We start from the raw sequence: 26,022 nt of genomic DNA on the forward strand, positions 1-26,022 counted from the left end.
ATCCGGCGAGTTTTTCAATTTACCTGGGTTGCTGTGAGACTGTAAAACTGAAGGAAACATGGTCCTGAACCGGTATCCATGCACCGATGCCTTGGGAAGTGATGTTCTTTATCGTAATGGTTCTTTTATTTCCTTTTAGGTTCAAATACACTTCCCCATATGTGACCTTGCCTTTTTCATTTACGGCGGAAGCAAAACTGGATAAGTAACCAATCCTATTTGACGCAACATTGTATACTTGATCTTTTTTCGTACCAGCTCCAATGATCGTTTCAAAAGCCAAAGGCAAATTCGTTTTCTCGGTGGCTTTTAACAGCATCATCTTTTGAACATCCTCAGCCTTAGGAATTTTCGCCGTCAGACCGCCACTCACTGCCTTCTGACTTTCCTGGACATAACGGATCTTATATGGAACTTCACCGCCGCGATTATCATAGTAATTCGTATTGATTTTTTGGTATTCCCAGTTTGGTGCCGTTTCCGAAGACTCATAATTCAAGGCCCAATGACCAAGGTAAATGGTCGCCCTGTATCCAAAAGCAAGCGGGGCCTTTGCAATTGCGGATTCATTCAACATTTGGATGAGTTCTGGATTTTCAATCTTGATATCCGACGATTCGATCAATTGTTCGGCAAGATTACTTGGCTGCAGCATCGGAAGATCCTGGGTCGGATTCGGATACGTATTCTCCTTTGCAATATTCAATACGGAAGGAGGGATATTCACCTTATTCGGATTTGCTTTGACTTCTGGTATATCTGCTGCAAAACTTACATTCGCCTGTATGAAGGCAATTAGGGCAATCATCGTAATAAGAATAGTTCTTCTCATGCTGTCGCACTCCTTTTGAGGGGTTCAATCATTTTTTTATAGATTTTGTTTTTAGCCAACATTCTATACATTTCATTCAGATTTCATCTTTGTAATGAATTTGTAAAGTTCAGAATATTTACTTTTCTTTTCAAATCGGTTATACTTAATTTACATTATAAAAAGGAGGCGAAATCGTTCATACCTATTAAACCTTCAGGAGGTATGCTTATCGAACAATCCATGACACCCTTTTAAAGGATGACAGAAAACGAATTCGCCAATACTTAAATCTGATGTAAAAGGATGGTGTGACACTCTAGAATATTTTCTCAACTTTTACAAAAGCATGATGAAAAATTTTGGAATAACTTATGAATGGTAATTTACTAATATAGAAATGACTCTGCTAAATCTAACCTGAGCAGAGTCATTTTTATTTTATTAAAAGAAAGACCTCCCGTATCGGAAGGCCTGCATTCTTATAATAAGTAAAATCCAATTCCCATAATGAAGTAAGCGGCCAATAAGGTAAGGCCTTCAAACCAGTTCGTTTCCCCGTCATTGGAAATCATGATCATCAAGAAGACTGCTGTAACCATTGAGATCAGTTCTGGCAGTGTGAAGACGAGCGGCATATGCGTTGAATACATTAACGAAATAAGTACGAGTACAGGAGCTACGAACATCGCTACTTGAAGCGTGGAACCGACGGCTATCTCCACTGCGACATCCATTTTGTTTTTATAGGCCATTATGACGGCGGACGCATGCTCTGCCGCGTTACCCACGATTGCAACGATAATGACACCGATGAATAACTCCGACCATCCGAAGGTTTCCCCCACTTCGCTGAACGTATGGACAAGTTTCTCCGATACGTACGCAACAGCCAATGTAGCGGCAGCAAGTATTATAATTGCCTTTTTCCTGCTCCACTCCGGTACTTCTTCCTCATGTTCCTCGGGTTTCTCCGTATGCTGATATACCCCGCGGTGAGTCACCAATTTAAAGAATAATGCAGCAAGATATAATAATATCAGTATAATGGAAATTCCTACACTTAACGACATCGTGCTTGATTCACTCATGTCTTGTGTGAATACTTCCGGTATGACAAAGGCTACAATAACCGCAAAAATCAATAGACCGGCATTATGTCTCGCATCGAATACATTAAACTTCTGCCGTTTGTATTTAGTCCCTCCGACAAAAAATGAAAGGCCTGCCACCAACAATAAGTTCCCTAATACGGAACCAGTCAAAGAAGCCAACACGACCCCCACAAGCCCCGCCTTTAATGAAAAGATGGATATGATCAATTCCACTGCATTCCCAAAGGTTGCATTCAAAAGACCGCCAATCCTTGGTCCCATGACGATCGCTAAGCTTTCAGTCGCCCGGCCCATGAAGCCTGCAAGCGCGACGATGGTTAAGCAATATACGATGAACATGATCACACTCGGCCAATGCAAAAATGACCCGATGACAGATATAGGGACTCCCAGCAGGACAAGCCCCAAAAATATTTTATTCACGATACTTCTCCTCACAATCCTATAGTTCTTTTTATGTAACAAAAACTATCATACAAAATCTTCGGGCGAAGACAAAGGAAAATTTTATCATCCCCTCTCTCCTTGTCAATATTTACCCAAATTTCTATTGCTTAATCCTCTTCCTAAGATGTAACATCAAGAAGGTATACATTTCTTAGGAGACTTGATTTTATGAATAATAAATTGCTTTTTAGCGTTTTAATCTTAATTGTCGGCATATCGGGGTTTTCTCAAGGGATGCTTCTTCCGATCATTGCCATCATTTTTGAAAATGACGGAATTAGTTCATCCCTGAACGGGTTTCATGCAGCCTCGCTTTATATTGGAATTCTGTTGATTTCTCCTTTTATGGAAGCACCCCTCCGTAAATACGGCTATAAGCCTTTGATAGTATTTGGCGGGATAACGGTCATTCTATCGCTTGCCCTATTTCCAGTTTGGAAATCATTCTGGTTTTGGTTTGTCCTTCGTTTCTTCATTGGAATCGGCGATCATACACTTCACTTTGCTACCCAGACCTGGATCACTGCCATTTCACCTAAAACGAAGCGCGGAAGGAATCTTGCCATTTATGGACTTTTCTTCAGTCTTGGCTTCATGGTTGGCCCGCTGATGACGAAGCTTCTCGAGATTAATCAGTCTTTGCCTTTCATCATCACATCCATACTTAGCCTTCTCGCCTGGTCTGCTGTTTTCCTTATTAGAAATGAACTTCCTGAACAGGATGATTCCGAAAGCACCTCATTCCTTGGCACACTCAAAAGGTTTTCGAAAGTGAGCCGCATAGCTTGGGTCGCATTTTTGCTTCCGTTCACATTTGGCGTGCTTGAGGCATCATTGAATAGCAATTTTCCTGTATTCGCCCTGCGCTCCGGAATCGATTTAACCGCAGTTTCCATCATCATTCCGGCATTTTCCGCGGGGACCCTGCTTACCCAGATTCCCTTGGGGATGATAAGTGACCGTTTTGGACGGCGAAAGACCTTGCTGACGATCCTTTTTTCAGGGTTTGCCATATTCACGCTTGCAGGGATATATTCCGATTCAGTGCTTGGTCTATTCATCTGCTTTATGTTTGGCGGAATGATGGTTGGTTCGACTTTCTCGCTGGGAATCAGTTATATGGCAGATCTTTTGCCTCGAAACCTATTACCTGCAGGAAATTTATTATGCAGTATTTTCTTTAGTCTCGGCAGCATCGGCGGTCCATTTTTTGGCGGCCTGGTCATTGAACATATCCAAGGCGGGAATTTTTTCTACATGATCAGCATCATGCTTTTCCTTGTCTTCATTTCATTGGCCTTGTTTAAGGAGAAACTTCCTGCTTCAGTTAATTAATATAGTTTATTATCTGGACTACTTCTTTTATTATTCAATTTGAACGGTATTTATCAAGAGTGCCTGTATATTGGAGATTCAATACTTTATATTTTTTACTAGATTAGAATCATTCTTCTTTATTTCCGAATAGGATATGTGGTAATATAATATTAACAAAAGGGACATCACCTTTATAAACCTTTGAAAACATTGCTGTCATCGCAATTACGGTGGCAGCTTTCATATTTTATCCAGAGAAATGACGTTGATTATCTTTCTCAATTAGATACAAAGCAAATGATAATCTATATCATTTACACAAAATAGAGAAGAATGTGGGAGGGAATCTTATGACTACAGATACTAAACATTTAACCCAACCGGCTACATGCAAAAACACTTGGTTGGAAAAAGCAAAACCTCATTTAGAACTTATTGCTGCATTATTCAGCGGTTTATTAATAGTTTTGGGCTGGGCCCTTTCAAAGAACGGAATGGAGTCCGCTTCCATAGTCATATACTTAGCCTCTTTCTTGATTGGCGGATATGCCAAGGCAAAAGAAGGCATAGAAGATACGATTGCCGACCGGGAATTGAATGTTGAGATGCTGATGATTTTTGCGGCCATCGGTTCTGCTGTCATCGGATACTGGACGGAAGGTGCCATATTGATTTTCATCTTCGCTTTAAGCGGCGCCCTTGAGACATACACGATGAATAAAAGCCATAAAGAAATTTCGGCACTTATGGACTTGCAGCCTGAAGAAGCACTGCGCATCACTAACGGATATGAAGAAACCGTGTCCGTTTCCCAGTTGCATGTCGGGGATCTGATTTTAGTGAAACCAGGTGAGAGAGTTCCTTCAGATGGAAAAATCACGGACGGACGTACCAATATCGATGAAGCCGCCATTACTGGCGAATCCATACCAGTCAGTAAATCATTGGATGATGAAGTTTTCGCTGGAACGGTTAATCTCCGTGGTACGATTACCGTGGAAATCACCAAACCGGCAAGTGAAACATTATTTCAAAAAATAATCACTCTCGTTCAATCCGCACAAAGTGAAAAGTCCCCTTCCCAGCTGTTCATTGAACGGTTTGAAGGGACTTATGTAAAAGTGGTATTGACGGTCGTCGGTTTGATGATGTTCGTACCCCATTTCCTATTGGAGTGGAGCTGGACCGAAACATTCTACAGAGCGATGATCCTGCTCGTTGTCGCTTCTCCTTGCGCCCTTGTGGCCTCTATTATGCCAGCTACACTTTCAGCCATTTCAAATGGTGCTCGTCATGGCATTTTGTTTAAAGGCGGCATCCACCTTGAGAATCTAGGTAACCTGCAGGCAATTGCTTTGGATAAAACCGGTACATTGACAAAAGGAAAACCAGAGGTAACGGATGTCATTATACGCGAAGATTTAAACGAAGAAGATTTCTTATTTCACATTGCATCTGTTGAAAATTATTCGAACCACCCTTTGGCAACTTCGATCGTTCGTTATGCCAAAACGAAATTGCAAAGAGATATCATTAAACCGGATAACATGGAAGATATCTCAGGTAATGGGGTTCAAGCATATATCAATGGCGTGCTTTGGCAAGTCGGAAAAGCTGATTTCGTCGGTCGCAGTGAAGCAGAACGATTCCAAAATGGCATTGCGCTGACATTGGCTGAACAAGGTAAGACAATCGTGTATGCTAAAGATGATCACGGAATTGCCGGTATACTCACTTTGAAAGATGTCGTGCGTGATGAAACCGTAGCAGCCATCGAAGCTTTGAGGAATGAGGGCATCCATACCGTCATGCTGACAGGCGATGGTGAAAAAACGGCTAAAGCGATTGCCTCGGAGAGCCATATTGATGCATATATTGCCGAATGCCTGCCAGAAACGAAAGTGACTGAAGTGAAAAAGCTTAAAGAACATTTTGGCACTGTAGCGATGGTTGGGGATGGCATCAATGATGCACCTGCTCTGGCAACAGCATCTGTTGGTATTGCAATGGGTGAAGGAACGGATGTTGCCTTGGAAACAGCGGATGTCGTTCTGATGAAGAATGACCTGCCGCGCATCGCGGAAGCTGTCAAATTATCCAAGAAGATGAATCGGATCATCAAACAAAACGTCATCTTTTCCATTTCGGTCATCATGATCCTGATAGCATCCAATTTCCTTCAATTCCTGGACCTCCCATATGGCGTCATTGGCCATGAAGGAAGCACAATCCTCGTTATACTGAACAGCTTAAGACTTTTGAGAAACTAAACCATGAAAAAGGAGCCATCCAAGGCTCCCTTTTTTTATGTTCATTTAATGATATCCGTTCTTACCGTTTGCAGAACCTGATGTTTTATGGTTCGAACCTTTATTTTTTCCTTTTTGTTTTGTGCCGCCATCCTTTTTACTCATGAAAGAACTCCTCCTCTTTAAAAATTGTCATTTCTTGAATAGTATCCGCAGCATGATAATCCGCTATTACGGAAACTCCAGGAAGCTCATGCACATTCTGGCTTTTTCCTTTCACTAATGAGCGCATTTATTTCCCCGCCCAGTATGATGATGAGGCCCGATAAATAAAACCAGACCATTAATACGATTATCCCTCCAAGACTTCCATATGTTGCGGAATAATTAGCGAAGTTCTCCACATAAAATGAAAACAAAAAAGAAGCGAGGCTCCATCCTGCTGTTGCAAAGATTGCACCAGGCAGTACGGTTATGCACTTTAGCTTAATGTTGGGCGCAATCCAATAAAGGATGGTGAACACAATTAAAAATACAAGCGTACTGACCACCCAGCGAAGTTGGTTCCAAATCGTAAGAAACTCATCGGATTGTCCAATTTCTGCAAATAGGAACACTCCGATCTGTTTTCCGAATACCGGCAGCAATAAAACGACAATAAAAACAAAAATCATCGCTAAAGTGAGAAGAATCGACATTCCCCGGGAAATAAAGAAAGTTCGACTTTCTTTTACACCATATGCATGGTTAAATGCTTTAATGATTGCATTCATCCCATTCGATGCCGACCATATCGTTCCTATGACACCAAACGACAATAAAGTCCCATTCGCTTCCAACACTTCCGATAGGTTAGCTTCAATAATTTTCATCGAATCGTCAGGAGCATATGTACGGACGGTATTTAATATATCTTCTTGTGAAAATGGCAGATAGGCCAATAAAGTGAATAAAAAAATAAGCAACGGAAACAGGGAAAGTAAGAAGAAATAAGACAGCTGTGCGGCAAGCCCCGACACATCATCGACCTGTAACCGTTTTACCAAAGTCTTGAAGAATGAGCCTTTCAGCCATTCTTTTTTATTGGCCATACCCCCACCCCATTTTCTAATTTAAGGAAATTCGTTCGTGGTCTCTAGAAGACGGCTCTTCTTCCTCTGCAGTAAAAACTTCCTTCGTCTCCATCACCACTTGGGCAACTTGTGATGGAATATCTTTCATTTCCTCAACCTTTTGGGAAATGAAGGATACATCTTCGGAAATTTTCTCCACAGTGGAACGGACCTTGGATGATGTTTCACGTACTTGTGTAAGCACCCCATTGGGATTTTTCACGAATTCCTTCATATTACTCATGCAGCTTTTGCTGTTTTCCAATACAGAATAACGCGTTTGCTTGTCAAAAAGGCTTATTGCCGCCCCAGCTAACGCCCCAATAAAGACCGCTTGCATAAACTTACTTTTCTTGGCACACTTATATTCTTCTCGAATGTTGCTCATATATTCTCCTCCTCGTCATATATTAGTTGATGGATAATGGTAGCTCTCTCCATTATACAATGTTTAAAAAAGTTTTTTCCTATCTTTTCCCAAACTCTCTCACTTTAAAACGCAAAGATCACCAAGATTATCGGGGGGCAAGCTTCATATCCCACCCGAATACTCATTGACTTCCAGCGGTAATCATGCAAAGATGAAAATAATTTAGGAACGTATGAAAGGATGAAGGAAATGGATTTAACGCAAAACACAGCTGAAAGTGTCGAGTTTATGATCGAGGCAATCAAGGATAAATTAAAAGTAATGAACTTCGGTGCAATCAAATCAACTCATTTTGATATTGAAATGTACGAAGAACTGCACGATATTTATACAATGGTGATGAAAAAAACGAATTTCAGTGTCCGTGAAATGGAAGCGATCGCTGAAGAACTTGGAAGACTGCGTAATAAGTAACATTCAAATCCTCCCATACCGGTGAGGATTTTTTTCATTTTCAAAAAAATTCTGCTACATTTGATATAGAAATTGAAAACGGACAGGAGTTGTAGGCATGGTAGAAAGAAGAACGCCCATCAGCATCGCAGAAGCAGTGGGAAAAGTGATGAAGCATAAATTAACAGGACATGTGGAACTGATTCCCCTCGAGGACAGCCAAGACCGCTTTTTGGCTCAGGATATTGTAGCTACAAATGATGTTCCGCATTTTAACCGCTCCCCATATGATGGATTCGCCCTCAGGTCCAAGGATACTTCTGAAGGTTCCATAAATAACCCCCTCGAGTTCGAAGTGGTGGAAGAGTTGGCTGCGGGTATGGTATCGACTATTCCCGTTCAAAAAAATCAAGTGGCAAGAATCATGACTGGAGCCCAAATGCCAGCTGAGTGTGATGCCGTAATCATGCTTGAACTTACGAAGGAATTCGAAAAGGACGGAAAGAAGTACATATCATTTAAACGCTCACTTAAGGAAGGCGAAAACGTTTCTTTTCAAGGCGAGGATGCTAAGAAAGGCCATGTTCTTGTAAAAAAAGGAACAGCGATCAATCCAGGGATCATCGGCTTGCTGGCAACATTCGGTTATGCGGAAGTGCCAGTTGCCAGGAAGCCTGTCGTCGGATTATTCGCTACGGGATCGGAACTGCTTGATGTTCATGAACCGTTGCAGCCTGGGAAGATCCGAAACAGCAACTCACATGCCATCTCCGCCCAAATTCGGAGGGCCGGGGGGGAAGTCCGTTTTTATGGAAAGCTTAAGGACGAATTCGAATTAAGCTACGAGGCCATTTCAACTGCTTTGGAGGAAGTGGACCTGCTCATTACAACAGGAGGAGTTTCTGTCGGTGATTTTGACCTTCTTCCGGATATTTATCAAAAGATTGGCGCCGATGTATTATTCAACAAAGTGGCCATGCGCCCCGGCAGCGTGACGACCGTAGCGGTATATAATGACAAATTTTTATTCGGTTTATCCGGCAATCCATCCGCCAGTTATGTCGGCTTTGAACTATTTGCAAGACCGATCATCCGCACCATGCTGTTCTCGGAATATCCGCATTTAAGAAAAGAGACGGCCCAATTGGCAGAGGACTTCTTAAAACCCAATCCATTCTCACGTCTGCTTCGCACCCGATTATTTTACGAATCCGGCCAGTTGAAGGTAATTCCAAGCGGTGTGGATAAATCCAATATTACAACAAGCTTGGCAGGTGCCAATTCACTGACCGTCTTACCTGGGGGGACACGTGGTTTCCAAACGGGAGACTTCGTGGACATCCTGCTCCTCGATGACCAGGAAGGTTCCAAATGGCCTTGGTGAAGCCCTTTATTTTTCAGGTGGTTGGCTACCAAAATAGAGGAAAAACGACCTTCATAACGAATTTAATCAAAAAACTGCGCGAAGCAAATTTAGAGACAGCCGTTTTAAAACATCATGGACATGGCGGAAAACCAGATGTTACAGGCACGAAGGATTCCAATAAACACTTTCTTGCCGGGGCGGCCGCTTCACTTGTTGAAGGAGATGGAACAATCGAGCTGCTCGGCAATTTCAGGGGGAGCGCCCCTATCACTGAGCTGATTCAATTACTGTGTCTATTTCTCCCTGATGTGATTTTAATAGAAGGGTATAAGCAAGAGGATTTTCCCAAGGTCATTTTAATCAAGGAAGAAAGTGACCTCCCGTTATTGGAACGGCTTACCAATGTCAAGGCAGCGGTGGCTTGGCCCGAATGTCTTGAACGAACCAGGAATCATGCTTCAGTACCTGTCTTCCCTTTGGATTCGGATCAATTCATTACATGGTTTTTAGAACAAATATGAAGGAGTGGGACAATGTTCATTCAATTCCCCATAGAAAAACGCCGCAAAATGATCGAAAGTATCCAAGAATATGTGTATCAGGAACATGGGAAGGAAATCGGTGAAATTGCTGCTGAAAATCACTTGCAGTTCATTTTCGAAAATATCGCTCCCTTTATTTACAATGAAGGGATCAAAGATGCTAAAAAAGTCATGGAGAACAGATTAGGAAATATCGAAGAGGATTTGTATTCATTGGAACGCCCCATTGATTAAAATGAAAAACAGCATCATAATCGATGCTGTTTTTTAAATGTTCACTGTTCGGTTAGAATCAACGGACCGTTTTTCGTTATGGCAATCGTATGCTCATATTGAGCCGAATATTTCCCATCTGCTGTGGATGCCGTCCATCCATTCGGATTCCGGCTTGCTTTATATGTACCTACGTTTACCATTGGCTCGATGGTGAATACCATTCCTTCCTTAAGACGCGGACCTTTATTCGGCAGTCCATAATGCGGAACCTGAGGCTCTTCATGAATGACATTCCCTATCCCGTGTCCGATGAAATCACGAACGACAGAAAAGCCTTCCGCTTCGACATATGTTTGTATGGCATGACCTATATCTCCAATCCGATTACCTTCCACACATACTTCAATCGCCTTATATAAAGATTCCTTCGTCACATTCACTAAATGTTCGGTTTCCTTTGAAACCTTACCGACCGTATACGTCCAAGCAGAGTCAGCAAGGGCCCCATTATAATTGACGACCATATCAATCGTTACGATATCTCCGTTTTTCAAAGGGGTCTTACGAGGGAAACCATGACAGATTTCTTCATTTATGCTGGCACATGTCGCATACTCATACCCTTTGTAACCCTTTTGTTCCGGCTTCGCACCATGTTTTTTTAAGAATCCTTCAACAAATTCTTCTATTTCCCATGTTGTCACACCAGGAACAATCAACTTTGCAATCTCCCTATGACAAGCTGCCAAAATTTTACCCGATTCATGCATCGCTTGAATTTCACGTGCAGATTTTAATACGATCAATCGTGACACTTCCTTTTTTATTCGTCTCTCCTTTTATTTTACTGCAAAGATTGAAGTATATGAATCCTTTAAAATGAAAAATCCCGGCAGCCGCCGGGATTTTTCATTATTTCAATAGATTGAGCGATTCCCGGTTAAATGCCGGTAGATCTTCAGGAGTCCTGCTGGTTACAAGCTGTTTGCCGCAAACCACGACCTCTTTGTCCAAATATGTGGCACCCGCATACTCCATATCGACTTTAATGGATGTATACCCTGTTGCGTGGCGTCCTTCAAGTGTTTTGGCCGTAATCAGCAACTGCGGTCCATGACAGATCGCAAAGACAGGTTTTTTATCATCCATGAACGATTTTGCGAAAGATACGAAGCGTTCGTCAGCACGCAGTTGATCAGGCGAGAACCCACCGGGGATGAATAACGCATCGAAACTTTCCGGTTTCACCGAGTCGATGCTTTCATCAATCTCGACTTCCACCTCCCCTTGTTTCCCTTTAACCGTTTTCCCTTTCACCATTTCAATCGTCGTTACCTTATGGCCAGCTTCTTCAAATGCTTTTGCCGGTTCACTATACTCCGAGTCCTCAAACATATTCGTTACTACACATGCGATTTTTTTACCCATAATCATTCATCTCCTCAATTTTTGATCGAATGAACCTACTTTGCACTTTATTTATGTTCCCTCTGACACGATAAATAAAACACATAATTAATAGTTGACCTTTTGTTTATGAGTAAAATACCGCGAATCAATGTTTAGGGTACTGGCCAACAACGTGTATAGCATTGATGATTCTTTTATTGATCCATTTCCCATTTTCTTCTGTATTCAAATTTCCAAATATCCTAATCCGACCTACTTCCGTGGTTACATAGTAATTAGGCAGGTTATTCAATGATAATGTGATGATGTCATTTTTACATTTCCTGCACGAACAAAATGTTTGGTATTCTATACCTGACATTAAAACCTGCACCCATGTCACAACGATTTCATCCATCACATTAGTGTATTCTCTTTCCATATATTCCCCTTCAAAAACAAAAAACCCATCCATTCCTGTCAGGTTTTCACTCATTTATCGCTGTCCGTGGAACAATTAGGATTTCAACTCTCCGGTTTTTCGCCCTTCCTTTTTTCGTTTCATTGGAAGCAACCGGCTTGAATTCCCCATGTCCTTTAGCACTGAACATTTCGGGATCCAAATCCTTATTTTCGAGGAGAAGTTTCATAAAATTCACGGATCGTATCACACTCAGGTCCCAGTTGGATTCATACTTGGAATTTTTAATAGGAATATTATCGGTATGTCCGCTTACGATGATGTTTCTGGGTAAGTCCATGACCAGTAACCCCGAGATTTCTTTAGCCATTTTACGGTTTTCACTTCTCACCTCGGCCACACCCGATTCGAACAGCACGTTTTCCCTAATTGAAATCAACATACCTTCATCCGTAAGGTTCGTTCCCAATTTATTCGTTAAATCATTTTTTTCGATATAGGCATTTACGCGCTCCTGAACTTCCGTAAGTTCTTCCTGCTCGTTTTTCCCTAGCTTCTCAAGATTCTCTGCACCTGTTCTTTGTTCGGGTGACGTCGGCTCATTGCTGGGGGAATCACTTGGAAAATCCATAAAACCCGTTCCGCTTGTAAAAACCTGGTTAAATACATTGGACAACTGCTGGAACCTTACTGCATCAACCGAACTTGAAGCGAACAAAACGATAAAAAGCGCAAGAAGCAATGTTAAGATATCGGCATAGGGAACCAGCCATGATTCATCGATATGCTCTTCATGCCTTTGTTTCTTTTTGCGCCTAGCCATCATCTCTCACTTCGCCTTCCAACCACTTTTTACGATCTCCAGCAGGCAAATATGATGTTAATTTCTGTTCGATCGTTCTCGGCGCTTCCCCTTCGATGATCGATAAAATCCCTTCAATCATCATTTCTTTGATTCTGATTTCCTGCTGCGATTTCCGTTTGAGCTTATTGGCAAATGGATGCCATAACACATACCCCGTGTAAATCCCCATCAAGGTCGCGACGAACGCTGCAGATATGGCATGTCCCAATGCCTCTGTGTCAGCCATATTCCCCAATGCAGCAATCAGCCCGATTACGGCACCCAATACGCCAAGCGTCGGTGCGTATGTAACGGCTTGACTGAAAATCGCCGCCGCACTTAAATGACGTTCTTCCATCGCGTCTATTTCCTCTGCTAAAATATCACGAATATAATCGGCACTCTGACCTTCGACTGCAAGGTTCAAGCCATTTTTCAAAAAGGCATTATCCACCTGATCCGAAATGCTTTCCAAGGCCAATAATCCTTCCTTCCTGGCAATGACCGCCCATTCCGAAAAGGTCTTTATCAAATCTTCCGGCTTTGTCAATTTTTGTTCAAAGAATAAAATCTTGAATATTTTTGGCAGTCTTTTTAATTCCGACAAAGGGAAAGCCGTTACGACAGCAGCTATCGTCCCTACAATGATGATCAAAATAGCCGCCGGATTAATCAGCGCCGTTACACTAACACCTTTCAGCACCATTCCGACTAAGATGGCCACAATACCAAGGACTATGCCCAAAACTGATGTTATATCCATAATACTCACCCATTCATTTAAAGTCTCGTCTCCTCCTTATATCGGATGAAGTTCAAAAAAAGTGAGGATTATTTTACTATTCAGTTTCAATTTTCATTAAATCATCATAAAATCTTCCCACCTTATTGCCTGCATGTGCTTATCAACAGCACAAATATTCCTTCAAGAATGGAACCTCAAGCTGTTCCGTACATGATTTTCTCATAACATCTGGAATATACGAATTTACTCGTTGTTTTCACGCTTTTATTCGTGAGTTTCACACTTTTACTCGTGGGTTTCGTGCTTTTACTCGTGAATTCCGCATATCGCTGACATTTTTTTTCACTCTTCAGTTTTTCCAAAAGAAAAGGACAAAGCCTGTCAGCTTTGTCCCTGTTCTTGTTTTCCATGATTTCTTCCGGCCAGCCATTTTATGATGGGGGACAGAAAAAATAAAATGAATAAGATCCTGAATAAATGAAAGCTTGTGACAACGGATAAATCCACATGCACAGACATGGCTGTGACTGCCATTTCGGCAACGCCGCCTGGCGCCATGCTCAAAAAAAGTTCATTCGCCTGTAAAGATAGGGTCGGGGCAAACTGAATGGAAAGATAATAGCAAAATCCAATCAATAGGACATTACTGACGAATACGGCTCCGAACATCTTTCTGAAAAGTCGGGGATTATCTACCTTCAGTGTGTAGCCTAAATGTGCGCCGATCAGCAATTGCGACAGGTTCAACCAAAAGTCAGGAATCTGCGGGGCACCTGGGCCTGCTAAATTGAATAGTGCTGCGGCCATGAGAGGTCCTAGCAAAAAAGGCAACGGAAAATTGGCTTTCTTTGTGATGAAAATGAACACTAGCAAGGTTAACAACATCATGATGGCAAATTTCCCATCATATTCAAATAAGAAAAACGGCCGCTCCGTTATGGCCATTACCGCACCTGGTTCAACTGACATTACATGAGTCACAATCCAAGGGACAATGGAAATTACCAGGATGACCCGCAGTGTTTGCATGAAACCTACAACCGTTTCATCACTATCCTTCATTTCCTCACTTAAGACCACCATCTGGGAAAGACCTCCCGGGAAACTGCCCAGCATGGATGTGCCCAAGGATAAGTTCATTCGTTTTCCGATAAACCAGCCAGTCAACACTGTAAATGAAATGATTGCGATTGTCGTAAAAAGCATTACAGGCAGATATTCAATCATCTCATTTAACGATTGTTTCGTGAATGAACTGCCCAATTGTAAACCTAGAATGACCAATCCAGTACTTCTAAAGGTTTTAGACCAATATAAGTACTTCCTTACCTTCACTTTCGCAATCATCACGACGAATAATGGTCCTAGCATCCATGGCAGGTATATGCCAAGGCTATTAAACGCGTAACCACCCAGGAATGCTAGAAAAGCTGTAAAAATGATTCTAAAACTCTTACTATCGATTAAATTTGCACTCACAAAATTACCTTCTTTATCTAAGCGGTTTTTCATTTATATCTTAACATAAAATAAGTTGGTTCAAAGCTGTCATCCACCCTTGCTTTCGACTGAAGCGAGGAGCCCAGCAGAGATACCTTCTTCAGTGCACTTTTTTATATTTAATCATGTTTTCGCTCCATGAAAAGAAACAGCATGGCACTTCCACCATTTACTAGATTTCCCACCCCCACAAACTCGCAATAAAAGGTAGAATAATATATATAGGGGGTCAAACTCTTATGGAGGGGTGACTAGATGTTATCAAATACAGAAATAGGCATTGACTTAGGAACTGCAAATACGCTAGTTTACAGTAAAAATAAAGGAATCGTATTTAATGAGCCATCTGTGGTGGCCATTGATATAGAGACTAATAAAGTATTGGCAGTCGGTGTTGATGCAAAAAACATGATCGGGAAAACACCCGGCAATATCGTGGCAATCCGTCCGCTTAAGGATGGTGTCATTGCGGATTTTAATGTGACCGCGCAAATGCTTAAGGAAATCATGAAAAAAGCAAGCAAGGCCCTAGGTTTATCGATTCGCAAACCTAGTGTAGTGGTCTGTACACCATCAGGTTCCACTTCAGTTGAGAGAAGGGCCATTCAGGATGCAGTCAAAAGCTGCGGAGCGAAACAGGTCCACCTTATCGAGGAACCGGTAGCGGCAGCAATAGGTGCGGGCCTGCCTGTCGAAGAGCCCGTTGCCAATGTCATCGTTGATATCGGCGGCGGAACGACTGAAGTCGCAATCATTTCTTATGGCGGTGTCGTTTCCTGCAATTCTATCAGAATTGGCGGAGATCAACTGGATGAAGATATCAGCCAATATGTCAGGAAAAAACATAATGTGCTGATTGGGGAAAGAACAGCCGAGGAAATAAAAAAAGAAATCGGCTACGCACTCGTTGAACATTCCGTGATCACCATGGAAGTCAGGGGCCGCGATCTTGTAACCGGGCTACCAAAACCGATTACAATATCATCCACTGACGTCCAGGAAGCCATCCAGGAATCGCTTCTTCATATACTGGAAGCAATAAGGGCCACTTTGGAAGATTGTCCTCCTGAATTGAGCGGCGATATCGTCGATCAAGGAGTCATCTTATCCGGCGGGGGTGCACTTCTCAACGGGGTACAGGAATGGCTGACGAATGAAATCGTCGTCCCTGTCAAACTTGCGGATAACCCGCTTGAATCAGTTGCCATCGGAACCGGGCTTTCACTTGAGGTCATTCACAAATTACAAAAAGCCGTGTACTAAAAAGATTAGGAAACCCCAACTTGGGGTTTCTTTTTTTATCATTCCAGACCGATTCCCCCCCCATGATGCAAACAGCAATCTCCACATTAAATAACTTCCCGGAAATATTTTACCTCGTTTGAGCAGAGAATAAGGAAAAAGATTTTTTACGTTCGAAAGCAAGCATTACTGATTGGGTAGGCATCACGTGCAGAACTAATTGCATGCAATGTTACATAACTTGTGTTATAATGTAATTATGTTACATTGGTAAGAGGAGAAGATCTATGGAATATGTAGAAGCCTTTAAGGATATCAATCAAATCAGCAAAATAAAAACATACTTACGCGCTCACTCCAGTCGGGATTATTTATTGTTTGTACTCGGCATCAATACAGGTATGAAGATAAATGAAATGCTCGAAATCACCGTCGCCAGCGTTCTGGATGAAACGGGCAAAATCAAGGAGTACTATGAGCAACGGACGGAAAGTGACGAAGTCAACCAAATTTATTTGAACCTGAAAGTCCGTACCGCCTTACAAGAATACCTTAAAGGCTCGAAGGTTATCGAAGGTCAGTTTTTATTTCTTTCCCCTAAGACAAAAAAGCCGATTACACGTCAACAGGCGCACCGAATCATCCATGATGCTGTTGAAGGTGCAGGGCTGACAGGCAAATTCGGAGCAAGTTCGATGCGTAAGACTTTTGGCTACCATGCCTATAAACAAGGAGTGTCTCTGGCCTTGATACAGAAGCACTACCATCATTCCAGTCCATCGGAGACATTAAAATACATCGGTTTATCCAAGGAGAAGAAATTCAAGACGAATATTGACGTTAACTTATAAACATTCTGCTATCTTCTATTAACTCTAACCAACATTTTAAGGAGGAATTCCAGTGAAAATTAGAGAAAGTGAACTTCCTGGTATTGGTCAAAAATTCGAAATCATAACGAGAAATGATGAAAAGTTAGTAATCGTCATTCACGATGATGGCCGTCGGGAATTATACCATTTTGATAATGAACATGAGGACGTCATATCGAGCATCACCCTTAATGATCAGGAATCCCGGCAACTGGCTTCCATCATAGGCGGCATGGTCTATAAACCACAAGCACTTGAAACAATTGAAATGTCATTGGGTGACTTGGTGATCGAATGGTTCAAAGTCGAACCCGGTTCAAAGGCCATCAATCAAACGATCGGTTCGATTGATATCAGGAGCAATTATAACGTGACCGTCATCGCCCATTCTAAAAAAGGCAAAAAACAACTGAATAATCCTGGTCCAGACTCCATCATCGAAACAGGCGACACCCTTGTAATATCCGGTGAAAGAAAAGATATTCGTAACTTGATAAGAGAATTATTGACCGACGAAAGGAGTGACTAAGCTCATATGGATCATTTAGTCTTTGAAGTGGGAACTGCCCTACTTCTAGTGGCATTAGCCGCTCTCGTTGCAGGTAAATTCAAAATATCAAATGTTCCGCTATTAATTATCATCGGGATGCTAGTTGGACCCCATGCCCCGCACTTCGGATTAATTGACCTGCGTTTCATTGAAAGTGATGAAATCATAGCATTCCTCGGTCGTGTCGGTATTTTATTCCTTCTGTTTTACCTTGGGCTTGAATTTTCCGTCAAAAAGCTTATGAAGTCAGGGAAAAATATCGTGACAGGCGGAACCTATTACATTTTAATCAACGTGGGAATGGCCTTGCTGTATGGTTTCCTGCTAGGTCTTCCACTAAAAGAGGTCCTGATATTAACCGGGATCATCAGTTTTTCTTCAAGTGCCATCGTGGCAAAGGTACTTGTGGACCTTAAAAGGACCGGTAACAATGAAACGGAGTTAATCCTTGGCATCATCATGTTTGAAGATATCTTCCTCGCTGTTTATTTATCAGTCGTATCCGGATTGGTATTAAGCTCTTCTGGTTCCGTTTGGGGAACATTACTTTCTACATTTATCGCGATTGGGTATATGCTGATATTTTTCGTTATCGCCCGGAAAGCATCTGGAGTCCTTAACAAATTATTCAATATAACCTCCGATGAGATTTTTATCATCGTCGTGTTCGCATTACTATTCTTCATCGCCGGTTTCTCGGAAACGATTCATGTTGCGGAAGCCATTGGTGCTTTACTGCTCGGCCTGGTCTTTTCTGAAACGGAGCATAGCGACAGGATCGAGAAACTTGTCATTCCCTTCAGAGACTTCTTCGGGGCCATATTTTTCTTCAGCTTTGGCTTGAGTATCGATCCGACGACCCTTGGCGGAGCTGTCTGGATGGTTCTTGGTGCCGTCATCATCACCATAATCGGTAACTTTGCAGCTGGTATGATTGCCGGACGCAAATCCGGTTTATCTCACAGAGCTTCCGCAAACATCGGTTTAACGATCGTTTCACGCGGCGAATTCTCCATCATTTTAGCCAACTTAGGCATTGCAGGAGGTTTAATGCCTATACTAACCCCGTTTGCGGCACTTTATGTTTTAACCTTAGCGATTCTTGGGCCCATCCTTACAAAAGAATCCAAACACATCTATAATATCCTAAATAAAGTATTCAAATGGACCCCTCCGAAAGTTCAAAAGAAACAGGAAAAAGAAATCCAATAGAAGAAAAAGGCCAGAAATTTCTTACTGGCCTTTTTTCTGTTTACCTTTCATAACTCACTAACATGATAATACTTGGAAGAAAGCGGGCATAAAATCATACCTAGTAGTAGTATTGGTGCCGTACTTGAAGTTTCAACAGCACCTATTCACAGTTATTCTGGAAACTTTCGAGATTGAGGGATATTTCTTTACTGAGGATTTAAAACTTGCCTCTCTCCAAATTTGTTTTACGGGCTATGTCATTGACACAAGCTTCTACAAGTGCCGGATTAGAGGTTTCAATTTCTTTTCTTTTGAGGATTAACTTACATGAACAGAGGGAATAGAAGCAGATAACCTAAGTAACTATTCAGGAGTGATGCCCAGATGAATAAGTCGATCCAATTTTCAAAGAAACTTATTAAAGAAATAAAGGAAGATCGTGTGACCGGGCTGGCAGCAGAACAAGCTTATTACTATTTACTGGCACTATTCCCTTTGCTCATATTACTGCTGTCCATATTACCTTATCTGAACATCGATATTCAGACAGCCCTCGACACGATAAAAACCTTCATGCCTGCGGAAACGATGGAAGTCATCGAGAAAAATATCATCAACATATTATCTGAACGGAACGGCGGCTTACTGACCTTTGGTATCCTTGGAACGATATGGTCCGCATCCAACGGAATGAACGCGTTCATCCATTCCATGAATATCGCCTATGATGTGGAAGAAACAAGGAATTTCATTAAAGCCCGCTTCATTTCCATTATACTGACATTAGGCCTGGTTGTAGCATTCATCGTCATGTTAGGTCTCCCCGTCTTTGGAAAGGTCATCATCGAATTATTACAGCAGGTCATTCCGATCCCAGAAGAAACGCAAATCTTATTCAGCTTATTACGGTGGGTCATCGCGGTTGTGGTCATCTCACTTGTCCTGGCCTTTTTATATCGCTTTGCACCGAATAAAAGTTTTCCCATTAAACATGTCATCCCTGGCGCAGTTACCGCAACAGTACTTTGGCTGGGAATATCACTTGGATTTTCATTCTATGTCAGTAACTTTGCCAACTACTCTTCCACTTACGGCAGTTTAGGAGGCGTCATCATCTTGATGCTATGGCTGTATTTAAGTGGACTGATTTTTGTGATCGGCGGAGAAATCAATGCAATTCTTCATCGCCAAAATTCCATTCCAAAAAAACAGTCACGCACGATCGTTCATCCTGTCCCGCTTAAAAGATAAAATCAAGATTGAAAAGCGGCTGTCCCATTCGGACAGCCGCCTTTCTAATTACCCCTTATTGACAAACTCTTCATATCTTTCATCATGGGCCAGCCATGCAGCGTATTTCCGCTTCATGTATTTTTCCGCTTCCGCAAATGCATCGAATGTTTTTTTCTGTTGTTTTCCGTTGATCTCAACAATCCATTCCTCTTCTTCATCTTCATAGATGAATATATCCTGTTTGTCTCTTGTTGAATATAGGCAACCCTCTGGGGATCCTTTTACATTCAATTGATTCTTATGTGCGTCTCGTTTAAGGGGCTCGGCATAGAAGGTCTTTTCGACATATTGGCTATATGCCTTTTCAGACATCGTACAACCGGCGGCTTTTTGGTGGCCGCCACCATCGTACTTGCCAGCAACCTCAGAAACATCTATATCATCGTGGATTGTCCGGAAGCTGATTCTTTTGCTTCCTACCATCAGGATGGCTATATAATCCAGATGTGAGAACTCCTTCGACAGTTCATTTCCCAATTCCGAGTGGTATGACTCTGCATGGACCACACCAGCTGTATGGGGACCGACCGTAGCTTGATAAACTTCTCTTTTTTTCCTGTTTATGTACCGATCCACTCGACTCTCTTCAACATTCAGAAGCGTTTGCTCCACTTCGTCAAAAGTGAAACTTTCAGCCGTGGACAGCTTATTTGCGATTTTCATTTCGAATTCCTCTATCGGAATCATGAAAAACAGGTCATTCAATCGCTTTGCCGTTGTATTTTTATTGACTTCCCATTCCCAAGTATCATATTGACGGACCAATTCAACGAATTCAGCGACAATGGCTGAAGGATCCAGCATTTTATTTTCAACTGCATACTGATAGAATAATGATGTGGCTGCCGTCTGTTTACCATCTTCCTGTTCGACAGTTACAGATGCCCAATCATGTTCGTTCAAATGCAGTGCTGACTTATGATGATCGATCAGCAGCGCCTTGCCTCCATCTTCCACAAACTGGGTAATCATTTTTTCATTATCTTCATCAACCGATAGATCAGTAACGATCAATGTATCTTCAATCTTGGCCTGTTCAAGAAATGCGCCTACATTCTGATTAAGGCGACCAATTGAATTATAACTAACAACTACTTCATCTCCGAATGCCAGCTTAGCTACAATGCCGCACCCGACTCCATCCAAATCATTATGTGTAAAGAGATGGTACACACAAACCCCTCCTAATAACTAATAAATTTACTTTTCCCTAAAGACATGAATTTCAATAGCAATCTTTACAATTGTAGCATAATCATATCTGCATATTTTATCATGCTTCCATTACGTGACGCTTTTGTTCGTTTTTTTTTTCGAAAAATTACCTAATTATTCCTTATTCCCCATAATGTATAATAAATAATGAAAAAACACATTACTTTGAAATCGGGGTATTTCCATTGAAGGGGTTTCGGTGAGGTCGAAGAGCAGCATTAGCTAATCGATCAATGGCTAACTTTACGAACTTTAAAGAATTGCCAGATGGTTGAAGAAAGTTGACTCAATCAGGCCACGATCCGGCACATCAAAAAAAAGCCGCAGGAATGTTATTCCCCGCGGCCTCCTTATGTGAAATCACTGTTCAATCAATTTTCCAAGGTTGGCCATTTCAATGGCACTAACGGCCGCTTCATAGCCTTTGTTACCTGATTTTGTTCCAGCACGTTCAATCGCTTGTTCAATATTCTCAGTTGTCAGCAAACCGAAGATAACCGGTACACCTGTTTCCAAAGAAACGGAAGCCATGCCTTTAGCTGCTTCATTGCAGACATAATCATAATGTGAAGTAGCACCCCTGATTACCGTTCCAAGACCGATTACCGCATCATATTTACCTGTATTCACAAGTTTCTTAGCAATTAACGGAAGTTCAAAAGCACCCGGGACCCACGCGATGTCAACATCATTCTCATCAACGCCATGACGCTTAAGGCCATCCATTGCCCCTCCTAAAAGCTTGCTTGTGATAAACTCATTAAATCTTCCTACCACGATTCCTACTTTCAATCCTGATCCGATTAATTGTGCTTCAATAGTTTTCCCCATGTCCAATTCCTCCTAATTTTTAAAAACAATAATTTTTTCATGTTAAGATTTCATTCCTTAAAAATCCGTCAAGCTTTCGGGATGTTCAGTTCAAGTTCCTGTTTCCCGATTGGATCATTATGTTGAAGATACCGAATCAAATCGGCTATCGTAATGAACTTCAGATTGAATTTATCAGCGATGACTTCTAAATCGGATACGCGGGCCATCGATCCATCTTCATTCATGATCTCACAAATTACACCGGCTGGAGCGGCACCGCATAACTTCGCCAAGTCCACCGATGCCTCCGTATGTCCTGCCCTTCTTAATACGCCGCCTTCTTTAGCGACTATCGGAAAAGTGTGACCTGGCCTTTGGAAATCTTCAGCGACCGAATCTTCATTAAGAAGCTCAAGGATGGTCAAGGAACGTTCAAAAGCACTGATTCCTGTAGAGGTGCTTTTATGATCGACACTCACCGTAAAAGCAGTGCCATGATGATCGGTATTTTCGCCTACCATAGGATGCAGTTTCAATTTTGCTGCCAGTTGTTCAGTGATGGTCGTACAAATCAAACCACGTCCATGAGTCGCCATGAAATTAATCGCTTCCGGTGTCGCCTTTTCGGCCAACACTACAAAATCCCCTTCATTTTCACGGTCTTCATCATCGGACACGATTACTACCTTGCCAGCCTTCAAATCTTCTATTGCTTCTTCTATTGTATGGAACATCATTACACCGCCCTTTTATTAGAATCCATGCTCTGCCAGAAACTCTAAATTCAGTCCTGGTTTTGGATTGCCATTTTTCATTTGATGTATTATATATTTCCCAATCATGTCGTTTTCGATGTTAACGATATCGCCAGCCGCTTTTTGTCCCAATATGGTGTCCTGATGAGTCAATGGAATCAATGATACCGTCAAAAGGTTCCTTTCGATCCCAAATATCGTCAAGCTTGTTCCATCAATGGCCACGGAACCTTTTGGAATGCAAAAGGCACTAAGCCCTTCTTCCAGTTGGATTACATAATATACGGCATTTTCTTTCCGTTCTTTTTTTATGATCGTTCCGGTTCCGTCGATATGACCTGAAACAAAATGACCGCCAAATCTTCCCTGTGCACTCATGGCTCGTTCGAGATTAACAGGTGATCCCAATTTTAACGTCCGGATCGAGGAAGCTTTGACCGTTTCCGGCATTACGTCGACCGTAAATAAACTTTTCGTGAAGGACGTTACCGTTAAGCAGACCCCGTTGACTGAAATACTATCCCCCAGATGCACATCTTCAAGGATTTTTTCAGAACGAATCGATAACTCCATACTGCTTTTTCCTTTTTTCAAGGAATGTACGGTACCGATATCCTCAATGATTCCCGTAAACATGTTTTTCCCCCTTTTATAAAATATAAAAAACCCCTTAGGATGGCCTAAGGGGTTAGCAGGAGAAATGAGTGAAAAAAATTGTATACCTAAAAAGCCTAATATTTTCATTTTCGAAAAATTAGGCGTACGTATACACTTGGGTTCCACACGTCCTTCTCCCATCCAGACTGTACTGTCGGCTTTGGAATCTCACCAAATCCTGCCTTTTAACAGGCTCGCGGGCTTAGAATTTCTTCATCACCGCCGGTTGGGATTTTCACCCGACCCCGAAGGACTAAAATAATATGAATCTTTGAATATTTTATCACCATAAAGTGAAGATGTAAAATTTCTAACCTTAAATGGTTCAATTGTTACAGGAACTTCCTATCTTTATGTAAAAATGATCCCCATTAACCCCGATGTGCTCCAAAAAGGTTAGGCAGGCTTAATATGTGGAATAGGATTAGAGGGTCACAATTCATATAAGGAGGAAGACCATGCTTATTTCCATCATCAACCTGATTTTCTATCTGTTCGTCGTCACGATGAATTTTTCAGCCAATTTCCTGCCATTGAACGGCCAGACATCAGGAGAGATTTCCGATAAACTTAATGTCCTTTTCACTCCTGCCGGATATGTATTTTCCATGTGGGGCTTGATCTATTTCCTGCTCGCCATCTGGGTATTCAGGCAGTTTTTAAGTAAACATCAAAACAGCCCTGCTTATAAGGCATCCTTCCCTTGGTTCGCTTTAAGCTGTGTCTTGAATGGCGCTTGGCTTTTAGCTTGGCACTATGAACACTTTTTGTTATCCGTATTCATCATCATTGCTCTTTTGGCTACTTTAATGGTCATTTATACAAGCATAAAAAAAGTGGGACACACTACTTTCGACCTATTTCCGTTCTCCGTTTATACAGGCTGGGTAAGTGTCGCAACTATAGCTGACATTTCTTATTACCTAACCTATATCAAATGGGACGGTTTTGGGGTTTCCGAATCAACTTGGACGATCGTCCTGCTGATTGCAGCAACAACCCTGGCCTTTGTCTTCGCAGGTAAAAACCGGGATTGGTGCTATCCTCTCGTATTCGTTTGGGCGTTCATAGGCATCGGGATACGAAATAGCTCCGCCTATCCTATAATCACGGACATTTCTTATATCCTCGCTGCCATCACTTTTATCATATCCATAACCATCTTCATAAAAAGTAGAAGGAATATGGTAGCCTAAAATGCTTGCTGAAGATCTTGCCATACATCCTGCCAAGCCTCTAGGCCAACTGAGAGACGGACCAGCTGGTCACTGATGCCCATTTGTTCCCTTGAAGCTTCAGGAACGGCAGAGTGCGTCATGGTAGCGGGATGCTGGATCAACGTTTCGGCATCCCCAAGACTTACGGCAATTTTAATTAGATTCAATTTATTGAGGAATTCCTGTGCATCCTTTTTTGTGCCATGCAATTCGAAAGAGATAAGGCCGCCGCCATGTTTCATCTGTTTCTGCATGATATAATGATCCGGTGAAGCATCATCACCTGGATAATATACCTTTTTCACCTTTGGATGTTTCTTAAGTTCATGAAAGATTGCCATTGCATTGGCCGAATGACGGTCCATCCTGACGGGCAAGGTCTTTAACCCCCGCAATAGTAACCAGGCATCGAAAGGTGAAATGATTCCACCGATATCCTTTTGTGTAGTCCCAGCTACCTGATTCATGAATTCCTTCTTGCCGACGACAAGTCCCGCAACGACATCCCCATGCCCGCAAAGATATTTCGTAGCGCTATGAAGGACGATATCACAGCCATACTCAAGCGGTCTCTGTAGGTATGGCGTCGAAAACGTATTATCGACTACGACCGTCACATTATATTCCTTCGCAATCCTTACCACCATCTGTAAGTCAATCATTTTCATCGTCGGATTGATCGGGGTTTCTACATAGATGCAGGTCGTTTCCGGCCGGATCATTTTCCTGACCTGTTCTTCAGTATCCATTTCACAAAAATCATGAGTTATCCGGTATTTATTTTTCATTAGCTGCAGAAGGCCGAATGTACAACCATATAACCCCTGAGAGCAGAGGATGTGATCATCTGTTTTAGTTAACGCAAAAAGTACTGCTGAAACGGCTGCCATGCCTGAACCGAAAGCAAGGCCAGCTTCCCCGCCTTCCAGTGCGGCAATCTTTTCCTCAAGCACTTGTACCGTTGGATTTCCAAGGCGAGAATAAATATATCCATCTTCGATACCGGCAAAACGCCTCTCCCCTTGCTCGGCATTTTCGAAAGTGAATGTTGAGGTTTGGAATAAAGGTGTTGCCAAGCTTCCCAAATGCTTCTTCGAGTCATATCCTTCATGGATGACTGCCGTTTCAAATTGTTTATACTTTCTTGTCATGCCGTCTCCTCCTAACCTATGTCTATTGCTATCATATGTCAAAAACCCACATAAAGGAAGCGTTTTCATTCGTGATTATCACCCATAAATGAACCCTGAATTTAGTAAAAATAAGCTTCATTCTGTTCAGTTGGATCCTGCAAATTGAGCACCTCTTTTAATTTTT

General features: G+C 42.0%; 26 protein-coding genes, 1 pseudogene and 1 riboswitch. Of the genes and pseudogenes, 12 read left to right on the forward strand and 15 right to left on the reverse strand.

From position 1 onward, the window contains the following. Positions 1-19 precede the first annotated feature (19 nt). Both A6755_RS23965 and cax read right to left on the reverse strand, forming a co-directional pair. Positions 20-832 (reverse strand): YfkD famly protein, encoded by an 813-nt coding sequence (locus A6755_RS23965; protein ID WP_034305665.1) that lies wholly within the window; start codon positions 830-832, stop codon positions 20-22. A gap of 461 nt (positions 833-1,293) precedes the next feature. Next, positions 1,294-2,352, reverse strand: a complete 1,059-nt coding sequence (gene cax / locus A6755_RS23970; RefSeq protein WP_063592675.1) for a calcium/proton exchanger — start codon at positions 2,350-2,352, stop codon at positions 1,294-1,296. A gap of 189 nt (positions 2,353-2,541) precedes the next feature. On the opposite strand from cax, the gene A6755_RS23975 reads away from it, so the two are divergent. Beyond that, the gene (locus A6755_RS23975; protein WP_063592203.1) at positions 2,542-3,708 is read left to right on the forward strand and encodes an MFS transporter; all 1,167 of its coding nucleotides are present in this window, start codon (positions 2,542-2,544) and stop codon (positions 3,706-3,708) included. A 332-nt stretch (positions 3,709-4,040) separates the two neighbouring features. Continuing rightward, positions 4,041-5,960: a heavy metal translocating P-type ATPase gene (locus A6755_RS23980; protein WP_063592204.1), complete on the forward strand. Its 1,920-nt coding sequence runs from the start codon at positions 4,041-4,043 to the stop codon at positions 5,958-5,960. Positions 5,961-6,190: 230 nt separating this feature from the next. Here A6755_RS23980 and A6755_RS23985 read toward each other — a convergent pair whose 3' ends face one another. After that, positions 6,191-7,030, reverse strand: coding sequence for a YihY/virulence factor BrkB family protein (locus A6755_RS23985; RefSeq protein WP_063577426.1), 840 nt, complete (start codon positions 7,028-7,030; stop codon positions 6,191-6,193). A gap of 16 nt (positions 7,031-7,046) precedes the next feature. Further along, positions 7,047-7,439 (reverse strand): hypothetical protein, encoded by a 393-nt coding sequence (locus tag A6755_RS23990; protein WP_048685126.1) that lies wholly within the window; start codon positions 7,437-7,439, stop codon positions 7,047-7,049. Positions 7,440-7,670: 231 nt separating this feature from the next. Here A6755_RS23990 and A6755_RS23995 point away from each other — a divergent pair, with 231 nt between their 5' ends. From A6755_RS23995 to A6755_RS24010, 4 genes are all read left to right on the forward strand, one after another. Continuing rightward, on the forward strand, positions 7,671-7,895 hold the full coding sequence (locus A6755_RS23995) for a DUF1128 domain-containing protein (protein WP_034305672.1): 225 nt from the start codon (positions 7,671-7,673) through the stop codon (positions 7,893-7,895). A 97-nt stretch (positions 7,896-7,992) separates the two neighbouring features. Beyond that, complete coding sequence (locus A6755_RS24000) at positions 7,993-9,258, forward strand: molybdopterin molybdotransferase MoeA (protein ID WP_063592205.1); 1,266 nt, start codon at positions 7,993-7,995, stop codon at positions 9,256-9,258. Beyond that, positions 9,246-9,761, forward strand: coding sequence for a molybdopterin-guanine dinucleotide biosynthesis protein B (mobB, locus tag A6755_RS24005; protein WP_063592206.1), 516 nt, complete (start codon positions 9,246-9,248; stop codon positions 9,759-9,761). The genes A6755_RS24000 and mobB overlap by 13 nt, the downstream gene beginning before the upstream one ends. 12 nt (positions 9,762-9,773) lie before the next feature. Beyond that, positions 9,774-10,016 carry a DUF2164 domain-containing protein gene (locus A6755_RS24010; protein ID WP_063592207.1) on the forward strand — a complete coding sequence of 81 codons (243 nt, stop codon included), beginning with the start codon at positions 9,774-9,776 and terminating at the stop codon, positions 10,014-10,016. A gap of 41 nt (positions 10,017-10,057) precedes the next feature. On the opposite strand, the gene map is transcribed toward A6755_RS24010, so the two are convergent. The 6 genes from map to A6755_RS24045 form a co-directional block, all read right to left on the reverse strand. After that, positions 10,058-10,804: a type I methionyl aminopeptidase gene (map, locus tag A6755_RS24015; protein ID WP_034305678.1), complete on the reverse strand. Its 747-nt coding sequence runs from the start codon at positions 10,802-10,804 to the stop codon at positions 10,058-10,060. Between the two features lie 106 nt (positions 10,805-10,910). Beyond that, a complete protein-coding gene (locus A6755_RS24020; protein WP_063592208.1) occupies positions 10,911-11,426 on the reverse strand; it encodes a type 1 glutamine amidotransferase domain-containing protein in 516 nt (171 codons plus the stop codon). 127 nt (positions 11,427-11,553) lie between these two features. Then, positions 11,554-11,829: a late competence development ComFB family protein gene (locus tag A6755_RS24025; RefSeq protein ID WP_063592676.1), complete on the reverse strand. Its 276-nt coding sequence runs from the start codon at positions 11,827-11,829 to the stop codon at positions 11,554-11,556. 46 nt (positions 11,830-11,875) lie between these two features. Beyond that, a complete protein-coding gene (gene motB, locus A6755_RS24030) occupies positions 11,876-12,631 on the reverse strand; it encodes a flagellar motor protein MotB (RefSeq protein WP_063592677.1) in 756 nt (251 codons plus the stop codon). After that, positions 12,624-13,415 (reverse strand): flagellar motor stator protein MotA, encoded by a 792-nt coding sequence (gene motA, locus A6755_RS24035; protein ID WP_063592209.1) that lies wholly within the window; start codon positions 13,413-13,415, stop codon positions 12,624-12,626. The genes motB and motA overlap by 8 nt, the downstream gene beginning before the upstream one ends. A gap of 363 nt (positions 13,416-13,778) precedes the next feature. Further along, on the reverse strand, positions 13,779-14,876 hold the full coding sequence (locus A6755_RS24045) for an AbrB family transcriptional regulator (RefSeq protein WP_063592211.1): 1,098 nt from the start codon (positions 14,874-14,876) through the stop codon (positions 13,779-13,781). Between the two features lie 276 nt (positions 14,877-15,152). Between A6755_RS24045 and mreBH the strand changes: the two genes are divergently transcribed. The 5 genes from mreBH (at position 15,153) to A6755_RS24070 (ending at position 20,006) form a co-directional block, all read left to right on the forward strand. Continuing rightward, positions 15,153-16,160 (forward strand): rod-share determining protein MreBH, encoded by a 1,008-nt coding sequence (gene mreBH / locus A6755_RS24050; RefSeq protein ID WP_057278618.1) that lies wholly within the window; start codon positions 15,153-15,155, stop codon positions 16,158-16,160. A gap of 266 nt (positions 16,161-16,426) precedes the next feature. Then, positions 16,427-16,990, forward strand: a complete 564-nt coding sequence (locus A6755_RS24055; protein ID WP_034305689.1) for a tyrosine-type recombinase/integrase — start codon at positions 16,427-16,429, stop codon at positions 16,988-16,990. Positions 16,991-17,042: 52 nt separating this feature from the next. Beyond that, positions 17,043-17,540, forward strand: a complete 498-nt coding sequence (locus tag A6755_RS24060; RefSeq protein WP_034305691.1) for a cation:proton antiporter regulatory subunit — start codon at positions 17,043-17,045, stop codon at positions 17,538-17,540. A 6-nt stretch (positions 17,541-17,546) separates the two neighbouring features. Beyond that, positions 17,547-18,773, forward strand: coding sequence for a cation:proton antiporter (locus A6755_RS24065; protein ID WP_034305693.1), 1,227 nt, complete (start codon positions 17,547-17,549; stop codon positions 18,771-18,773). Positions 18,774-19,139: 366 nt separating this feature from the next. After that, positions 19,140-20,006, forward strand: coding sequence for a YihY/virulence factor BrkB family protein (locus tag A6755_RS24070; RefSeq protein WP_057278615.1), 867 nt, complete (start codon positions 19,140-19,142; stop codon positions 20,004-20,006). 48 nt (positions 20,007-20,054) lie between these two features. On the opposite strand, the gene A6755_RS24075 is transcribed toward A6755_RS24070, so the two are convergent. The 4 genes and pseudogenes from A6755_RS24075 to ribE all read right to left on the reverse strand — a co-directional run bounded on the left by A6755_RS24075 (position 20,055) and on the right by ribE (position 23,467). Further along, a complete protein-coding gene (locus A6755_RS24075; protein ID WP_063592212.1) occupies positions 20,055-21,221 on the reverse strand; it encodes a DHH family phosphoesterase in 1,167 nt (388 codons plus the stop codon). A 402-nt stretch (positions 21,222-21,623) separates the two neighbouring features. Next, positions 21,624-22,094 carry a 6,7-dimethyl-8-ribityllumazine synthase gene (gene ribH, locus A6755_RS24080; protein ID WP_034305700.1) on the reverse strand — a complete coding sequence of 157 codons (471 nt, stop codon included), beginning with the start codon at positions 22,092-22,094 and terminating at the stop codon, positions 21,624-21,626. Between the two features lie 77 nt (positions 22,095-22,171). Continuing rightward, positions 22,172-22,810 (reverse strand): annotated as a pseudogene (ribB, locus tag A6755_RS24085) (3,4-dihydroxy-2-butanone-4-phosphate synthase); the annotation flags it as partial. Positions 22,811-22,828: 18 nt separating this feature from the next. Continuing rightward, positions 22,829-23,467, reverse strand: coding sequence for a riboflavin synthase (ribE, locus tag A6755_RS24090; protein WP_034305702.1), 639 nt, complete (start codon positions 23,465-23,467; stop codon positions 22,829-22,831). A 146-nt stretch (positions 23,468-23,613) separates the two neighbouring features. Next, positions 23,614-23,745, reverse strand: a riboswitch (FMN riboswitch). A gap of 201 nt (positions 23,746-23,946) precedes the next feature. Between ribE and A6755_RS24095 the strand changes: the two genes are divergently transcribed. Then, positions 23,947-24,684: a tryptophan-rich sensory protein gene (locus tag A6755_RS24095; protein ID WP_063592213.1), complete on the forward strand. Its 738-nt coding sequence runs from the start codon at positions 23,947-23,949 to the stop codon at positions 24,682-24,684. On the opposite strand, the gene megL is transcribed toward A6755_RS24095, so the two are convergent. After that, positions 24,681-25,856: a methionine gamma-lyase gene (gene megL / locus A6755_RS24100; protein ID WP_063592214.1), complete on the reverse strand. Its 1,176-nt coding sequence runs from the start codon at positions 25,854-25,856 to the stop codon at positions 24,681-24,683. The genes A6755_RS24095 and megL overlap by 4 nt on opposite strands. Positions 25,857-26,022: the final 166 nt, after the last annotated feature.

It is taken from the genome of Peribacillus frigoritolerans (assembly GCF_001636405.1).
Lineage (GTDB): Bacteria > Bacillota > Bacilli > Bacillales > DSM-1321 > Peribacillus > Peribacillus frigoritolerans.

Coding starts and splice junctions, on each gene's coding strand:
- A6755_RS23965 (WP_034305665.1), bottom strand. CDS start 832: ATGAGAAGAACTATTCTTATTACGATGATTGCCCTAATTGCCTTCATA.
- A6755_RS23975 (WP_063592203.1), top strand. CDS start 2,542: ATGAATAATAAATTGCTTTTTAGCGTTTTAATCTTAATTGTCGGCATA.
- A6755_RS23980 (WP_063592204.1), top strand. CDS start 4,041: ATGACTACAGATACTAAACATTTAACCCAACCGGCTACATGCAAAAAC.
- A6755_RS23985 (WP_063577426.1), bottom strand. CDS start 7,030: ATGGCCAATAAAAAAGAATGGCTGAAAGGCTCATTCTTCAAGACTTTG.
- A6755_RS23990 (WP_048685126.1), bottom strand. CDS start 7,439: ATGAGCAACATTCGAGAAGAATATAAGTGTGCCAAGAAAAGTAAGTTT.
- A6755_RS23995 (WP_034305672.1), top strand. CDS start 7,671: ATGGATTTAACGCAAAACACAGCTGAAAGTGTCGAGTTTATGATCGAG.
- A6755_RS24000 (WP_063592205.1), top strand. CDS start 7,993: ATGGTAGAAAGAAGAACGCCCATCAGCATCGCAGAAGCAGTGGGAAAA.
- mobB (WP_063592206.1), top strand. CDS start 9,246: ATGGCCTTGGTGAAGCCCTTTATTTTTCAGGTGGTTGGCTACCAAAAT.
- A6755_RS24010 (WP_063592207.1), top strand. CDS start 9,774: ATGTTCATTCAATTCCCCATAGAAAAACGCCGCAAAATGATCGAAAGT.
- A6755_RS24020 (WP_063592208.1), bottom strand. CDS start 11,426: ATGGGTAAAAAAATCGCATGTGTAGTAACGAATATGTTTGAGGACTCG.
- A6755_RS24025 (WP_063592676.1), bottom strand. CDS start 11,829: ATGGAAAGAGAATACACTAATGTGATGGATGAAATCGTTGTGACATGG.
- motB (WP_063592677.1), bottom strand. CDS start 12,631: ATGGCTAGGCGCAAAAAGAAACAAAGGCATGAAGAGCATATCGATGAA.
- motA (WP_063592209.1), bottom strand. CDS start 13,415: ATGGATATAACATCAGTTTTGGGCATAGTCCTTGGTATTGTGGCCATC.
- mreBH (WP_057278618.1), top strand. CDS start 15,153: ATGTTATCAAATACAGAAATAGGCATTGACTTAGGAACTGCAAATACG.
- A6755_RS24055 (WP_034305689.1), top strand. CDS start 16,427: ATGGAATATGTAGAAGCCTTTAAGGATATCAATCAAATCAGCAAAATA.
- A6755_RS24065 (WP_034305693.1), top strand. CDS start 17,547: ATGGATCATTTAGTCTTTGAAGTGGGAACTGCCCTACTTCTAGTGGCA.
- A6755_RS24070 (WP_057278615.1), top strand. CDS start 19,140: ATGAATAAGTCGATCCAATTTTCAAAGAAACTTATTAAAGAAATAAAG.
- ribH (WP_034305700.1), bottom strand. CDS start 22,094: ATGGGGAAAACTATTGAAGCACAATTAATCGGATCAGGATTGAAAGTA.
- ribE (WP_034305702.1), bottom strand. CDS start 23,467: ATGTTTACGGGAATCATTGAGGATATCGGTACCGTACATTCCTTGAAA.
- A6755_RS24095 (WP_063592213.1), top strand. CDS start 23,947: ATGCTTATTTCCATCATCAACCTGATTTTCTATCTGTTCGTCGTCACG.
- megL (WP_063592214.1), bottom strand. CDS start 25,856: ATGACAAGAAAGTATAAACAATTTGAAACGGCAGTCATCCATGAAGGA.